At 42.1% G+C, this 15,921-nt stretch carries 11 protein-coding genes; 1 reads left to right on the top strand and 10 read right to left on the bottom strand.

Features of this window, described 5'->3' with window-relative positions; all coding sequences use genetic code 11:
- Nucleotides 1-388: 388 nt before the first annotated feature.
- The 3 genes from A9Y75_RS02555 to A9Y75_RS28150 all read right to left on the bottom strand — a co-directional run bounded on the left by A9Y75_RS02555 (nucleotide 389) and on the right by A9Y75_RS28150 (nucleotide 2,297).
- Nucleotides 389-1,519: an aldo/keto reductase gene (locus A9Y75_RS02555; protein WP_071187924.1), complete on the bottom strand. Its 1,131-nt coding sequence runs from the start codon at nucleotides 1,517-1,519 to the stop codon at nucleotides 389-391.
- A gap of 110 nt (nucleotides 1,520-1,629) precedes the next feature.
- Nucleotides 1,630-2,127 carry a bifunctional nuclease family protein gene (locus tag A9Y75_RS02560; protein ID WP_071187925.1) on the bottom strand — a complete coding sequence of 166 codons (498 nt, stop codon included), beginning with the start codon at nucleotides 2,125-2,127 and terminating at the stop codon, nucleotides 1,630-1,632.
- An 11-nt stretch (nucleotides 2,128-2,138) separates the two neighbouring features.
- Nucleotides 2,139-2,297, bottom strand: coding sequence for a hypothetical protein (locus A9Y75_RS28150; RefSeq protein ID WP_177176079.1), 159 nt, complete (start codon nucleotides 2,295-2,297; stop codon nucleotides 2,139-2,141).
- A 170-nt stretch (nucleotides 2,298-2,467) separates the two neighbouring features.
- On the opposite strand from A9Y75_RS28150, the gene A9Y75_RS02570 reads away from it, so the two are divergent.
- On the top strand, nucleotides 2,468-3,145 hold the full coding sequence (locus A9Y75_RS02570; RefSeq protein ID WP_071187929.1) for a riboflavin synthase: 678 nt from the start codon (nucleotides 2,468-2,470) through the stop codon (nucleotides 3,143-3,145).
- 100 nt (nucleotides 3,146-3,245) lie between these two features.
- On the opposite strand, the gene A9Y75_RS02575 is transcribed toward A9Y75_RS02570, so the two are convergent.
- The 7 genes from A9Y75_RS02575 to A9Y75_RS02605 all read right to left on the bottom strand — a co-directional run bounded on the left by A9Y75_RS02575 (nucleotide 3,246) and on the right by A9Y75_RS02605 (nucleotide 15,827).
- Nucleotides 3,246-4,892, bottom strand: a complete 1,647-nt coding sequence (locus A9Y75_RS02575; RefSeq protein ID WP_071187931.1) for a M23 family metallopeptidase — start codon at nucleotides 4,890-4,892, stop codon at nucleotides 3,246-3,248.
- A 92-nt stretch (nucleotides 4,893-4,984) separates the two neighbouring features.
- Nucleotides 4,985-5,797: a biotin--[acetyl-CoA-carboxylase] ligase gene (locus A9Y75_RS02580; RefSeq protein WP_071187933.1), complete on the bottom strand. Its 813-nt coding sequence runs from the start codon at nucleotides 5,795-5,797 to the stop codon at nucleotides 4,985-4,987.
- An 82-nt stretch (nucleotides 5,798-5,879) separates the two neighbouring features.
- Nucleotides 5,880-6,098: a hypothetical protein gene (locus tag A9Y75_RS02585; RefSeq protein WP_071187935.1), complete on the bottom strand. Its 219-nt coding sequence runs from the start codon at nucleotides 6,096-6,098 to the stop codon at nucleotides 5,880-5,882.
- A gap of 238 nt (nucleotides 6,099-6,336) precedes the next feature.
- Entirely contained in the window at nucleotides 6,337-11,343 is a 5,007-nt protein-coding gene (locus tag A9Y75_RS02590) for a response regulator (protein WP_071188796.1), read from the bottom strand.
- A 606-nt stretch (nucleotides 11,344-11,949) separates the two neighbouring features.
- Nucleotides 11,950-14,904 carry a methyl-accepting chemotaxis protein gene (locus A9Y75_RS02595; RefSeq protein WP_071187937.1) on the bottom strand — a complete coding sequence of 985 codons (2,955 nt, stop codon included), beginning with the start codon at nucleotides 14,902-14,904 and terminating at the stop codon, nucleotides 11,950-11,952.
- A 16-nt stretch (nucleotides 14,905-14,920) separates the two neighbouring features.
- The gene (locus tag A9Y75_RS02600; protein ID WP_071187939.1) at nucleotides 14,921-15,448 is read right to left on the bottom strand and encodes a chemotaxis protein CheW; all 528 of its coding nucleotides are present in this window, start codon (nucleotides 15,446-15,448) and stop codon (nucleotides 14,921-14,923) included.
- A 13-nt stretch (nucleotides 15,449-15,461) separates the two neighbouring features.
- On the bottom strand, nucleotides 15,462-15,827 hold the full coding sequence (locus A9Y75_RS02605; RefSeq protein ID WP_071187941.1) for a response regulator: 366 nt from the start codon (nucleotides 15,825-15,827) through the stop codon (nucleotides 15,462-15,464).
- Between the last annotated feature and the right edge of the window lie 94 nt (nucleotides 15,828-15,921).

The following is a 15,921-nucleotide window of genomic DNA, read 5'->3' on the forward strand; positions in this document are numbered from 1 at the left end:
TCCAGGATTTTAGGATTTACAGGATTTTTATTGGATGATCATAGAGAGGATTTGCAGATTTTCAGAATATAGTATTTATCAATAAAAGATTTTATGTTGAAAGTAATTAAATCATAGTCATGCTAATTCAGCTTAACAAAATGTGGGTGTTATTTAAAATATTGAATATATTCATCCTGAAAATCCTACAGCGGATTCCTTTGTTATAAGGTACATCATAGCCCCCTCATCGCTTGCTCTTAGGGGGTTGGGGGTGGGGTTCTTGTACCTCATGACACTGGGAAGTGCTGTAAAATCCTAGAAATCCTGATTCTGACAATAAAAATATAATGAAAATCTTCATCCTGTAAATCCTTAAATCCTGTAAATCCTGATTCTGACAAATATCTTACCCCCACAATCTTCTCCCAGCTTTCCCATTTAATCTCTCATGGGTATCTGCTAACAAAGCCGGAATATCTAAATTTTCAGGACATTTAGGTAAACAATCACCGCATTCTGTACAACGATTTCCCTTCATTCCTGGAAACCAATGACCAGCATTTTCAAACATTCCATAACGATATTTTCCATAATCGTTCATGTCATAAGCTACAGCTAAATTTCTCAGTCTTAAAACTTCAGGAATATTGATATTTTCTGGACAAGGTAAACAAGCATAACATTGACTACATTTATCAGTATTTAAAACCTTATTTTGCTGATTTTCTAATTCTTCAAAAACAAGAATTTCTGCTGAAGTTAACTCACCAACATGATCAGCAACTTTCAAAGGTGCAATTAATTCTTCTGGATTTGCAGCACCTACACTTAAAGTTGTAATGCGGTTGTCACTCAGCAAAAATCTATAGTTTAATTCTAAAGGTGTAAATGGCTGACAAAGTTCTTTTAAACTTGATGGTGGTGTATAAAGTCTTCCTCCTTTATCAGCAGGAGAAATAATAAAAACACCCATATCTTTTTTTGTCGCTGCTTGAATAGCTGAAGCATTGCGTTGGAAAAAATAATAATAGTGCAAATTAATAAATTCAAAAAAATCTGTATTAATAGCTGCCAAAATTATATCTAATGAAGCGTGGGTAGAAAAACCAACGTGTTTTACTCTGCCATCATGTACTGCTTCTTGTACAGCTTGCATACAGCCATTTTTAGCTTGTACCCATTCTAGATGTTCTGGGGTATTTAAACCATGAATTCCCAAACAATCAAGATAATCTATATTCAAGCGTTGTAATGATTCATCAATACATTGACGCATCGTGTCAGCATCGGGTGTGGGAGGAATTTTTGTAGTAATATACAGTTGATTTCTGGGTACTGACAAACCAGCTTTTATCGCTGCACCTAAATACTCCTCACTTTTACCATAACCTCTGGCTGTTTCAATGTGATTAATTCCCAAAAATAAAGCTTTTTCAATAGTTTTTTGGGCTGTTTCTGCGTTAGCCAAATAACGCATTGTTCCCAAAGAAAAAACTGAGAAGTGTAAATTAGTTTTACCAAAACGCCGATATTGCATAAATCAGTTGTAAATTCTGTAGAGACGTTTCATGAAACGTCTCTACAATTAAAATATGTAAATGCAGAATCATCGATAACTGGTATCAATAATCAGCATTTATTACTTACTTAACTATCACCATTATCAAATCGTTTAATCAGATCCTCAGGACGAAGATTGGAAACAAATTCGCGGAAAGCTTGCTGTTCAGCTTCATCTGCATCTCTATCAACTGGGATAGAAGCATCAGCTACTACCTCTTCCATCACCCAAATAGGTGCATTTGTACGGAGGGCAATTGCGATCGCATCACTAGGACGGGCATCAATTTCTTTTTTTACTTCGCCTTGCTGAACAATCAAAACTGCATAAAATGTATCCTTTTGCAAAGAGTGAATAATGACCTTTTCTAGAATCATATTCCACGCTTCCAACATATTCACAATTAGGTCGTGGGTTAAAGGTCTAGGAGGCTTTTGGTGTTCCAGCGCCCCCATAATTGCCCTAGCCTGTTCTTGACCGATATAAATTGGTAAAGCTCGACGATCAGAGCTATCTTTTAAAAGTACAATTGGGCTGCGGGTTATGGCATCTAATGCTATACCAGCGACTCTCATTTCAATCATTGGCTAACCCTCTACAATCCTTTAATTGCTTGAGTACTAAGTTGTAAATAATACCCTTGGCTGGGTTTTTCTGGGACAGAAGTAAACATAGGGCTTTTCTTCTCTATAATTGCTTCTATTAAACTGCGAACTTGTTGTGAATGCCAGAGTAAGTCAAATTGCTTTACCAAAATAATATTCTTCTTACCCAAGTATGCCTTGAGATTGATGTTAATGTGTTAATGTTCATCTGGCAAAAAAAATCTGAAAATTATATTGAAAGGTTTTACATTGTTTTCAGAATTAACAGTTGATTTCCGCCAAAATTAAGCAATAAATAGAGTTAGTTTGGTAAAAAACAGTGTTTACAGGATTAATTCAAGGCTTAGGTACTATCAAACCCTTAGGGAAAGATTCTTGGCAGATTAGTTTGGTCAGCCAGTCTGAGACAATTATGCAGGATTTGACTTATGGTGACAGTGTGGCTGTAGATGGAGTATGTCTCACAGTAGAAGAAATTTTAAAAGATGGGTTTATTGCCACTGCTTCACCAGAAACCCTGCGGCGCACGACTTTAGGTAGAGAAGAAACCCAAGAAAGCTATGTCAACTTAGAAACATCACTGCGAGTTGGCGGCAAAGTCGGTGGTCATTTTGTCATGGGTCATGTAGACGGAATTGGAAAATTACTTTCTTCAGAACAGACTGCTACTTCTTGGGAAATGACTTTTGTGGCATCAGATGCGATCGCTCGATATATTGTCCCCAAAGGTAGCATCGCTGTCAATGGAATTAGCCTAACCGTAGCCACATATCAACCTGAACAATCTGTGTTTACTGTAGCAGTGATTCCCGTAACTTATGCCGAAACTAATCTCAACTCTTTAGTTCCTGGCAGTTGGGTGAATCTCGAAGGAGATATTCTGGGCAAATACGTGGAAAAATTCCTTTATCCTGGCAACCAACACAATAAAGATGTAGATGAGGTTGGTTTGGATATGATTACACCCGCATTTTTAACAGAACACGGGTATTTGTAAATTGGGGCAGGGGGTAGGGGGTAGGGGGCAGGACGCAGGACGCAGGAGGCAGGAGGCAGGGGGTAATTATTTTTCCCCATCACCCCATCACCCCATCACCTTACTGCGCTGGAACTGTCCTTGTGCTTTGCGCCAAGTTTCTGGCTCCAGATTGCAATTGTACACCTGGGTCAACAGCGACCCAACCGTTTGCTGTGAGGTGGCGGACTTCAAAGTGCAGGTGAGGCCCTGTTGAATTTCCAGTGCTACCAACCCGGCCAATCACAGTTCCTGGTTCTACCCATTGACCGGGACGAACAAGGATTTCTGACATATGACCGTAGAGAGTTTGTTGAGCAGAACTATGATTAATAATTACTGTTAAACCATAACCACCCAACCAGTCAGCAGTTTCGATTTGACCTTTAGCAGCTGCCAAAATTGGTGTTCCTGTGGGCGCACCTATGTCTGTACCAGCGTGGAAACGTCTATTGCCTGTAATGGGATGAATCCGCCAGCCAAACACAGAAGTAATCGGCGCGGAGAAAGACAAAGGGTACATCATTCCTGTTCCCCTAAAGGTGGCGTTACCCATACCACCACCATAAGCAACTGCACCAGTATAAGGAATTTGTGGTAAGACTGATGCTAGTGAAAACTCGTAAGACACGTTACTGGGGCGGGGTGCAATGTTACCCTCTGCCATTGGTGCGGGTAAACTACCAAAACTAGGCGCAATGGGAGTAGCACTCACGCTTGTAGTGGCGAATTCGCTTGGTTGAGGAATAAAACGATTGGAGCGATATCCAGTCTTTGTATTACTGCTACGACCAATGTGGGAATTACTCCAACTTCTATTATTATTTACAGCACTAGCAACAGTCCGAACTACACTTTGGGTTTTTGGGCTGGACTCAGTAGCTATTTGCCGGACTATGGGCGCTTTATCTAAACTAGCGGTTTCACTTTTTCTCAGCCAAGTTGGTGCTGATTTTTTGGGAGAATCAGCTACACGGGGATTGTCAATTGCTTTTTTACCACAAGCACCACGAGCAATTTCTCGTTCTGAGAAAACCGCTTTACAGCCTCCAGCGTGTTCTGTGACTATTACAGAACTGGGTGCTTCATATTTACTCGTAGCAGTACCGTTGTAATTCGTGGGGTCAATGAGGGTGTTATTGTAATCCTGAGTTTTCCTCGCACTGTTACTAGCAGTTCCGTTTGAGTTATTTGCTGGTTTAACAAATTCTACGCCTTGATCAGGTGCTGAATTAGCAGTATTTTGCGGTTTTTCTGCCTGTGCGTTTTCTACTTTGGGTTTAGAGATTCTTACAGTAGCCTTAGGTTCAGAATTCTCTACTTTAGGTTTAGAGAATCGGACAGTAGGCGCAGGTTCAGAATTCTCTACTTTAGGTTGAGAGATGATGACTGGTTGTTTTGATTGGGAAACTTTTTCTCGGTTGAGTTTTTTTCTGAGTCTAGTGCGACGTTCAACAAAATCTGGCTGCGATCGCTCTGCTTCTGGCTCATTAGTAGCTTTTTTTACAGGCTCGGCAACCGCTGCGGGTTGGGAATTGTCATTAGTAGGAACAATGTTATCTACCGATGTTTCCATTTGAGCAGACACAAAACCACCACCAAGGAGGCTAATGCTGCTCAACCAGCAGAGACTTTGGGCTGGTAATGTGGATGCAAAGCGTTTCTTTTTTAAACCTTCTGTCTGCAAATTATGCAAGTGGTTATGGGCAGATTTATGGCGCTGAGTCATTTGTTCTCTCAGTTGTGAGTAATTAAGTTTAAAGAGATGATGTCAGTGGTTTGTCTTGCCCAAAGAGCTAAATTTTTAACAAACCTAAAAAGTTAAACAGAAGATTTACAGTAACCTAAACTGATTGTACCGGGTTCGACGGAAATTTCTGGTGTTATGAGTTCCTTGGTATCATATGCAGCCATTCTTAAGCGGAGATTTCCTTGGGATGTCACCCCAACTACAGTGCCTAAAAGATTATTCACATATACCTGATCACCCATATTTATCAGTAAATCAAGATAACGAGATAATAGTATGCCTATTCCTTCGTCACTCAGGCACTCTAGACCGGATTCTATTCCTAGCAAAACTCTGGAGGTGAGAATTTCCAGACAAGGAATTGGTTGTCTATTTTGGGACTTTTGCCACAATTCTAAATTGATGCCGGTTTGGGGTACTGGATTTACCCAGTTAATACCCACACCAATCACTGCTTGGGTGACTTGTCCTTGATAGACTTTGGTTTCCGTCAAAATGCCGCCTAGTTTGCGACCATCCAATACTAAATCATTCGGCCATTTTATGCCCACGCTTACGCCACACTTTCGCAATTGGGCTGCAATTCCCCAAGCACTGGCTAAAGTTAGCTGATAAGCATCCGTTGCTATTAGTTTAGGAGAAATGCCAACCGAGAGATATAGTCCGCCAGTAGGAGATACCCACTGACGACCCCATTGCCCTCTACCAGCGGTTTGTTGTGTGGCAATAACGACACAGGTTGATTTTTCTCCTTGGGCGAGTAATTCCCACAGAGTTTGATTAGTTGAGGATAAGCTGTCAAAAATATGTAGAGAATATGGTAAATCTGTATACTCACGCTCTGCTTTCAGAGTATTTACCAAAAGTTGCTGATCAAATTCCACAGCTGTTCCCCTAAATCCCGTTGTTCACTTTACTTCAAAAGTCTAAGGCTCAAACGCCCTGGATGAACCAGGGGTAAATGACTTATAAAACAGTTTTTTTCAACTCTTTAAACAGCAACCTACAACCATAAGCAGCGGTTTGACTGATAACGAGATTACCAAAACCTTTTTTAACTTCCTTCTCTTTCACACCGGATGCGACCTGATCCGTGTTCATTGAAGCCGTTAAGGAGATTTGCATGGTTTGCATAGTCAGGTTAATTGTGTCCTCAAGTTGTGGTGCTAGTTCCTTGTTAACCATTGGTAACAAGTTCTCAGTTCGATGCTTAAATTGTGGAACCGAACACGACCGAGATGAAAATGCTGCCAAAAATATAAATAAATTCGGGATAGGGCATTGCCACGACTCTAAACGGACGCTCCAGACAGAATCAGACTAGCAACGCTTAGTATCAGTCAGTGAAGCGTCAAGTGTTTCCCCGCACCTAGCCTTCGGCGGCAAGCAACAGGTCGGTGAGCTTGTCAAATCCTACATCCACTTAAGCCATCACAAGTTTTTCCCCTTTCAACATTCTTGAAGCTGCTTCTAAAAGTGCTTCTTCGAGATAAGGCTTAGTAAAGTAACCACTAGCACCGAGTTGAACTGCCATTTGTCGATGTTTGTCTGCACCCCGTGAGGTGAGCATGGCAATAGGCAAGTGGTTAAGAGTACTATCTTTCTGGATGCGTGATAGCAATTCTAGTCCATCACAGCGAGGCATTTCGATGTCGCAGAAGACGATATCACAGGGAAGTCCGGAACGGAGCTTATCCCAAGCTTCCTGACCATCACGCGCCTGTTCAACGCGATAACCCGCCTTAGTAAAGGTAAGAGAAAGCAACTCCCGAACAGTAATGGAGTCATCGATAATCAGCACTGTTGGCTCAATTTTAGCCTCCAGAGTTTCAGGGAGCGAAGGAGCAGTTTTCCGTTGCCAAGAACCGCCACCAATTTGTTTGGACATCTTACCTTGGAAGATGTCAATGATTTCCAAAACGTCGGCAATGGGCATAATGCGACCATCTCCGAGAACTGTAGCACCAGCCACACCGCTAGGTTTGGGAGCAGGCCCTTCAAATTGCTTAATCACAATTTCTTGTTCACTGAGTACTTGGTCAATCTGTAGAGCAACCATTGTATTTCCTGAACGGACTACAACTACAGAAACCATGTCATCTTCTCTGGTGGCGCTATAGACGCTACCGCGACTAATCTGGCGATTAAAGGCTAAAATTTCCTTCAAAGGTCGGAATGGTAAGACTGTATCCCGCCAATAAATAAATGATTGTCCATCAGCATCTTGCTGAATATCGGTTTCGGCAATATCTAGTGTGTCTTCTACTCCGTCCATGGGAAAGGCGATTCTTGACTTATCGGAGACGCAGCAGAGAGCTTTACAGATACTGAGGGTGAGTGGTAGACGAATGGTGAAAGTGGTTCCTTTGCCAAGGGTGGAGTCAGTGGTAACTGTGCCGCGAATTTCGTTAATGTTGTTCTCAACTACGTTCATGCCTACACCCCGACCTTTGATATCATCGATTTCATCGGCAGTGCTAAAACTAGGCAGGAACAAAAGTTCATAAACTTCTTGGCGAGTCATACTTTGAGCATCTTCTGGTGTAATTTCACCTTTCTCAATCGCCTTGATTTTAACTTTTTCGTGATTGATTCCTGCGCCGTCATCAGCTACAGAAATTACAGTTTGGTTTCCTTGGTAGAAAGCACGGATGGTAATGATGCCTATGGGTGATTTGCCAGCAGCTTGTCTTACTTCTGGAGTTTCAATACCGTGAGCGATCGCATTATTGAGCATATGAGTGAGCGGGTCAGTCAGATGATCTAAAATCATCTTGTCAATTAATGTGTCTGCACCTTCTGTCACCAACTCTACTTGTTTGCCACACTTGATACCGTTATCGCGTACACCTCGGCGCAAGCGATCTATAGCTTGAGCAAAAGGTACCATTCGCGCTCTAGTCAGTCCTTCTTGTAGCTGAGTTGTGACTTGGCGGAATTGCCTGGCTACCCGCTCGGTTTCTTCGGTGACAAAGTCAATATCACTGGCTGACTCACGGACTCGGACAATGAACTCTATTGTCTCTTGGGATAATGTATGGAACAGGGTAAAATGATCCATTTCTAGCTCACTAAAACCCCGATCTTGAGAATTTCCTGATGAGTGGCTGTGTCCTTTGGAGCGGCTGCGGCTGCTAAGGAGAGAGGCTTCTAATAGCGATCGCTCGTACAACTCCTGCATCCTCCCTCCTACATCTGAGAGATGTTGTACTTGAATCAGCAAGTTATCTAATGACTGCCGCAGACGTTCATGATCCTGTTCTAATGTATTGCGATTGACTACCAACTCCCCAACTAAGTTACTCATCTCATCCAGTTGCTTAACTGGAATCTTCATGCTTTCTTCTCTAGTCACACGACGACTATTAGGACGTTGTGTTTTGCTGCTGTTGGATTTGGGACTTTTCCCTTGGGCATTCATTGTTTGATCCGCTTTTCTCAGCAGTTCTTCCAATTCATCAAAGTCATCAACTTTTTCTGAGGCTAAACCAGCATTGTCAGATTTTGCTAATACCGATGGAGTCACTGCTGGCCGCTCTTGAGGTATTTCTGTTGCTTCAAAATCATTATCCAGCAATGCTTCTAAAGCTGCAAAATCTGAGTCTGGCATTGAGACAGAATTGGTAACGCATTCTAATGGATCATCTAGTAATGCGTCTAAAAAGGCAAATTCATCTGGGAAAGATAACTCATTTTCATCGGTATCGGCTGCTGTCGTTTCTACTTCTAGTTCTTCAGTCTTTTCTTCCTCAAACATCAGGTGAGTTTCATCTGTCTCACTCACCACTCCCTGTTCTGCTGATGCATCTGCTGTGATTTCGTCTTCTTCCCAACTGAACCCTGAGAAATCAAAATCTAAGGCTGTGTTGATACTTTCTGCTGATTGACTATCTCCCAATTCATGACTGTGAATATTAGCAATTAACTCTTCTTGATTTGTTGTCTCTGGTAAATCAACAATTAAATTTAATATTCCTGTTTCCGGCACATTTATTGCTGTGAATTCTGAGGCATTTACCAAGGTTTCGCTCACCTCTGTCTCGTCAATCAGACTAATATCTATGGTGTCCTGCTGAATATTAGCTGAGTGAGTTACGGCTATATCCTCTAAGGGAACTGATAAATTCTGACTGTTGTCTTCAAAACTCGCAAACACATCTAGTTCCAGATCAATTAATGTTTCCAGAGACTGGTTAGTAAATTCTGGGACGAAGTCCACCGCTTCTAGCTCTTGCGAGAAACTCTGAATTTCTGGTAAGGACAATTCACCATCATCAATGCTGAAGGAAGAACCAAAATTAGTAAAGAAGTCATCCCCAGCATCTGGTGTGAATATGATATCTCCTACTTGTTCTTCTTCTGCGATGTCAAACAGGAAGGAATGCTGACTATCACCTAAAGCTTCTTCAGATGCAGATGCAAATATACTTTCTTCTAATTCCCTAGCCACATTTTGCTCAACTACAGCTATTTCCTGTATTGGTGCTGCCTCTGTATAGTTCCAGAAGTTGTTGAAATCGTCTGACGCAGTGGAAACTTCTGTTGCTGTTGTTGCTGATATAGCAAATATATCATCAACGGCGGAATCATCAATTGCTGGGATTGTATTGTTTTCTAATTCATCAAACAGATTGTCTAAAGACAAGCTTTCTGGTTGAGATTGGGTTACTTCTGAGTCTATGGTGTCACTAGAGGTAAGTTCTTCTAGAGGAGCGGTATTCGTAGCTGCTGATAAGAAGTCATCAAAACTATTTTTAGATATGTTAGATACTTCTGTGGTGGGAATAGTTTCTAGTGGTGCTGAAGTGACTTCCTCTGTAAACAATGATTCATTTTTGTCGAATACCAGTGAGAATATGTCGGTTTCTCCCTGATTCATATTGACATTGCTAGGAGGGATTTCTACAGGTAACTGAGGCAATTCCTTAGCAGTTACTGTCGATTCTTCATTGGCAACATCAGCTGGGAAAAAGTCTAATGCACTAACAATATTATTAGTTTCTGTAGTTTGATTTTTCGGTTCTAAAATGTCTGTTTCTAAAAAGATATCATCAAATAATAGGGTTAGGTCTTCTGTAATATGGGGAAGATTTTGACGACGATTATGATTTTTAGACTCAAATAACATGAATTCTTCTAAATCGTTATCATCATTTTCTAAATCACCGTTACTAATTCCTAATTGATGGATATTGGTATAGGGTATTTCTGGTTGTTGCCAAGTTCTATCTATGTCGAGAGTATCGTCTTTAAATATATCAGCTAGAGTATGTAACTCGGCAGCGCCTACTTCCAGTCCCTCAGCGTCAATAATATTACTATTGCCGTTGAGTGTTTCGTCTTGATGAGTGAAGAAGGGGTGAGAAATTGTTATCTCTGATAGATCAACCGAGACATCGCTGATTGCGGCTAAGTTTAGTTCTTCTGTTGGTGCAAATATAATTGTGCTGCTTTCTTCTAGCGGCAAAGATTCTGTTACTGCTTGTGGTTGTTCATCAACGGAATCAAAATTTAGTTCTAATAACTTCAATTCTGGCAGCAGTTCCAGTGCTTCTAGTTGGGGACTAGTGGTGATTTGGGCTTCTTTTCCTTGCAGAACTAATTCTTGGGCTTGTTTGATTTCCGTAATCACGATTTTGGCTAAAGTCAGATAGCTATTGTCGGGATTAGCGATCGCATTGGCTGCTGATTGAGATAAACTGCACCAATTGGGCAAATTTAATTTTTCACCCAGTTTTACTAACTGGTGACAGCATTCCTGAAGCTGTTCTCGTGATGATGGTGTGGTACTTTGTTTAAACAGTTGCAACATTTCCCGCAGGGATTGCAGCACCTGGTTTTGAAATTCTGACCGATGATCATTTCTACTCTCTGCTACCAGAGGTTTCTGTACTTGTGGTATTGATACAGGAGCTTGAGGTTGAAGTTTGGTAGATGCCGAAACCATAGCTATAGGAAGCATCTGGATTATGGTTGGGTATTCAGCAATTGGGGCTGCATTACTCCCTGGTTGTACAAGTAGTTCTAAATGCTGAATCAGCCATTCAAAGACTGGTTCAGTTTCTGACATCAAGGTATTCGCCGTTTCTTCTGAAAGACCAAAGGGACTGCTAAGATGGTCTAATAAAGATCTCAATGTATCCGCAACACCAAGAAACAGTGACTCTAACTTTTGGTCAACTTTAACTGGATGTTCTTTGAGAACTTTGAAACAATCTTCGAGGCGGTGAGACGTGTGCTGGATACTACTCAACCCCAGCATGGCCGCTCCTCCTTTGATGGAGTGAGCAGCCCGGAAGACTTCGTTGATCATTTCTGGGTCATTCAGGGTATCTTGAAGCTTCAATAACCCCTGTTCGATGGTATTCAGGTGTTCTCTAGCTTCTTCGATAAAATAACCCAAAATCCGCTGTTGTTGTTCCGGCTGCATCTGCATAAGAAGAAAGGATGAATGATATAAGCGGTAAATCCCCGTACTCTACATGAGAAACTTAGGAATAGATTAAGTCTGAAGTATAAATTATACTTCATATAGCAGGAGTCAGGAGTCAGGAGTCAGGAGTCAGGAGTCAGGAGTCAGGAGTCAGGAGTCAGGAGTCAGGAGTCAGGAGTCAGGAGTCAGGAGTCAGGAGTCAGGAGTCAGGAGTCAGGAGTCAGGAGTCAGGAGTCAGGAGTCAGGAGTCAGGAGTCAGGAGTCAGGAGTCAGGAGTCAGGAGTCAGGAGTCAGGAGTCAGGAGTCAGGAGTCAGGAGTCAGGAGTCAGGAGTCAGGAGTCAGGAGTCAGGAGTCAGGAGTCAGGAGTCAGGAGTCAGGAGTCAGGAGTCAGGAGTCAGGAGTCAGGAGTCAGGAGTCAGGAGTCAGGAGTCAGGAGTCAGGAGTCAGGAGTCAGGAGTCAGGAGTCAGGAGTCAGGAGTCAGGAGTCAGGAGTCAGGAGTCAGGAGTCAGGAGTCAGGAGTAAAACCCTCTTGTAGTGGGAGTTTCATTATCAATTGATGTCCTAACTACCCTGTCCACGGCTATACTTTATACTTCATCCTTTACCTAGTTTCAATAGTCTCCACTCGGAAGCGTTCCACAGAGGCGATTAAGTCGCGGGATACACCCACTAAGTGCTGTAGTGCGCCAGAAACTCGCTGTGCTTCTTGAGAAGTTTCTTGGGCTGTAAGTTCTACTGATTGCATCACCTGAGCTACAGCACGGGAGGTTTCCGTCTGTTCTACAGTGTCGCTGGTAATTGAGCGCACCAAAGTGTCAATATGTTTAGCAACTTCAATGATGTTTTCGAGCGATCGCTTGGCTTCTTCTGCTAGTTTTGTCCCTTGAATTACTTGTTGTGTGCCTTCTTCCATTGCAGTCATTACAGAACTAGTTTCGCTCTGAATTTGCATGACTATTTGTTCGATTTCTTTTAAAGATTTGGCAGATCTATCTGCTAACTGGCGGACTTCATCGGCTACGATTGCAAATCCACGACCTGCTTCTCCTGCTCTGGCTGCCTCAATACTAGCATTGAGTGCCAATAAGTTGGTGCGAGAAGCAATTTGGGAAACCAAGGCGATAATCGAGTTGATTTCTTGGGAAGATTCTGCTAATCGCTTGACTTTGCGGGTAGTTTCGGCGACTGTTTCCCGAATTTCCAAAATCCCAGCCACGGTATTTTCTACTGCTTCGCCGCCTTTGAGGGCGATCGCACTGGCATCACGGGCTACAGTTTCTGCTTCTTTTGCTGCCACTGCTACCCGTTGGATCGATTCGGTCATCACTTGTACGGAATTCAAAGTCACAGCCAACTCTTCTGCTTGGCGCAAAGCATCACCGGATAAGGCTCTGGCAAAGGTTTCTGAATTAGTTGAACCTTTGGTTACTTCCCGTGCAGCTACTTTCACCTGTTGGACAATATCCCGTAGGTTTTGAATTGTCAGGTTAAAGGCATCAGCTACGGCTCCTAGGACATCGGCTGTCACCTCTGCTTGCACGGTTAAATCTCCCCTAGCGGCACCTTCCACATCGTCTAAAAGACGAATTACTTGGCGTTGTAGGTTTTCTTTGGCTTCTTCTTGTTCAACTGCTTTCCGTTGCGCCTCATTAGTAGTTGTGAAAATTACCCGCGACATATCATTGAAGCTGGTAGCTAAGTATCCTAATTCGTCTTCTGAGTAAACTGTAGCTTGAACATTCAGATTTCCTTCCCGCACAGCATCAAACTGAGCTTGTAGATCCTTGGTAGTTCGGCGAATTTGCTTGAGGGTGAGATTGCCCATAAAGCCTGCTGTCGCTCCACCTGCCAAGCCAGCGGCTAAAGCCATTGCCCAGCCTGTATTCCTGACAGATTCTCGTTGTGAAGTTGGCGAAAATGAAGTAGCTCCAAAGCTGATTAAAGCTGCTACTACTGCTGAGGTTAAGCCCACAGCCCCAGCAATGTACCATTGCTTTTTCTCTAGAGAGGCATTCTCAAAGAATCCAAACAAGCCTTGATCAACACTGACGTTAGGTTCTAGCTTGGGAACATCTGACTGAGTAAATACCGCAACGGCATCTTGCGACCCTGTAATTGTGAACTCTTCATCCCGATCAGCAATGCTATTACTGGAGAAACTGTCAGTAAAACTACTGGTCATACTATCCCTGTTTTCCCGTAATTCAGATTCTGTTCTATCACTAAAGTCAGAATCTCCTGTCACATCAAAGTTGGGAATACTACCAATGTCGTCAAAGTCCCCAAAGTCCCCAAAGTCGTCTAAAAACCTAATTTCGTTATTGTTTTGAGAATTTTCTCCACTGACGATACTATTGTTATCTTCATGCTCTGAGAAGTTTTCTGAGCCAAAAGCCTCTTCAAATGCTTCTAAATCGAAACTTTCATGATCAAAGTGATTTGGCTCCTGATAACTCTTGACATTAACCTGCTGGTCATGCACAGGCAAATTGCTGTTCAAAGATGAGGAAACTTGATGATTTAAGTTGGGCAATGGTGCAGAGTTTGTTTCCTCTGGGATCTGATTTAACCAATTATCAGGGCTGTCCAAAGATATATCTTCATTACTGTCACTTAAATTATTAGTTGTCAAACCATTGTTAATTTCTGGTTCGGCAACTATCAGCATATCTTCCTGACTATCATTGGAGAAGTTCAAATTCCCCATACTCATCTCTTCCAATTCTGGCGAATCTTCTTCCCTCAATAATTCAGGCGTAGGTTGCCAGGTATTGTTAAGTGGTAAATTAATTTTTCCAAAATGTGAATGAATATCCTCTTCACTAATTGCTAAATTTTCGTTAGCTGAATTCAGATCAAAGTCTGCGAAAGGACTATTCCCGAAGGATTGTTCCAGATCGAGTTGGGAATTATCTTCTTGCCAGAAAGAAGGTAACTCTAAAGCTTCTGATGCTTCACCGCTATTTTCTGCTGGCTCTAGAAATTGTTGATCTAGGGCAAAGGGGTCATCGCTAAAAGCTACTGAGTTATTTGGTGCGGGGCGAAATTCTGTATTCTCTACGGAGGTATTAAAAGGATTACTCACAGATATATCTTCCAGAGCATCCTCTGCTGGTTGATAATCACCAAAAGAATTCAGATCAAAGCTGGTGTTAACCAACTCTCCATCAACTCCCAAATCTAGTAATTCTAACTCACCAGTTACTTGACCATTGGATATTTCCCCAGCATTTTTTAGCCCACTAGGCTCTTCTGTCAGTTCATCAGATTCTAATGCCTGTAGGTATATATTGATATTTTCCAGCCCATTATTGGCAAAACCAATGATTTCTTGATCATCTGTAAAATCCAACACCTTTTGATATTCTGCTTTAGCGATATCGTACTGCTGCAAAACGTAGTATGTATGCCCCCTCAACAAATGAGAGTTGGGGTCATCTGGAAAATTTTGCACCACTTGATCTACTAAAGTAGCGGCAACTTCATAGTTGCCTTGGACATAGGCTGTCATTGCCTGTTGATATGTTGAATTATCATCATTTATATTTATTGCCATTTCCGCCCTCCCGACTTCATCCTGCCCACCGCGCACTTCGCAAAATTGCTGTTTGATCGATTAGTCGCAGATACTTATTTTTTGTAGTATCTAACCATTCGCCACGCAAAAAAGGAGCCATAGTATCTGGTACGTTATTTGGTGGCATCAGATACTGTACATCAAGCCAGTCCATACCACAGATTTCTTCTACTCCTAAGCCTACTATGATGTCTTGATCTTCAATAGCAATTACTGGTATCTCAGACCGATCCGTGTTTAATGCCGTTCTTTCCCCCAGAAATTGACCCAAATCTGCTACCCAAATTAATCGCCCTCGTAAATTGAGAGTACCTAAAAGTAATGGAGAAACATTAGGAATTGGGGTGATACGATCAGGACTTAGTTCAATCACCTCCCGAATGCCAGTTGCTGGTAATGCAAACTCCTGAGTAGAAGAAATGTAAAACCGCAAATGTAACTCACCTTCAGGACTTTCTAGTTGTAATTCTGGACGAAATTGGTCTTGACCACTGCCAGTTAAAAAGTCTGGTTTGCTGACCATGTTGTTGTCATTCCTATCCCCGCAGCAGTTGTTTGACTGTTCCTACCAACTCGGTTGGTTGAAACGGTTTGGCGATGTAAGCATCAGCCCCTTGTTTCATGCCCCAGTAACGATCAAATTCTTCACCTTTGGAAGAACACATCACTACTGGGACATTTTGGGTTTTCGGATCGGACTTTAATCGCCGACAAAGTTCGTAACCGTTCATCCGGGGCATGACAATATCCAAGACTACTAAATCTGGAGGTGTGCTTTGAATTGCTTCTAAAGCTTCTAATCCGTCACAAGCATGGGTAACTGTTAAGCCACTGGCTTTGAGGAGGTCTGTAATCATCTCCCTTTGGGCAATACTGTCTTCCACAATCAGAACTGTACTCATAAATGCCTATCTACCTCCTGATTTAGACTTTCCTTTCTGGAATATTTCCTGATTCCCTAACAAAATATTAATTGTATAAATTAATTCTACTATT

It is taken from the genome of Trichormus sp. NMC-1, assembly GCF_001858025.1.
Classification (GTDB): Bacteria; Cyanobacteriota; Cyanobacteriia; order Cyanobacteriales; family Nostocaceae; genus Anabaena.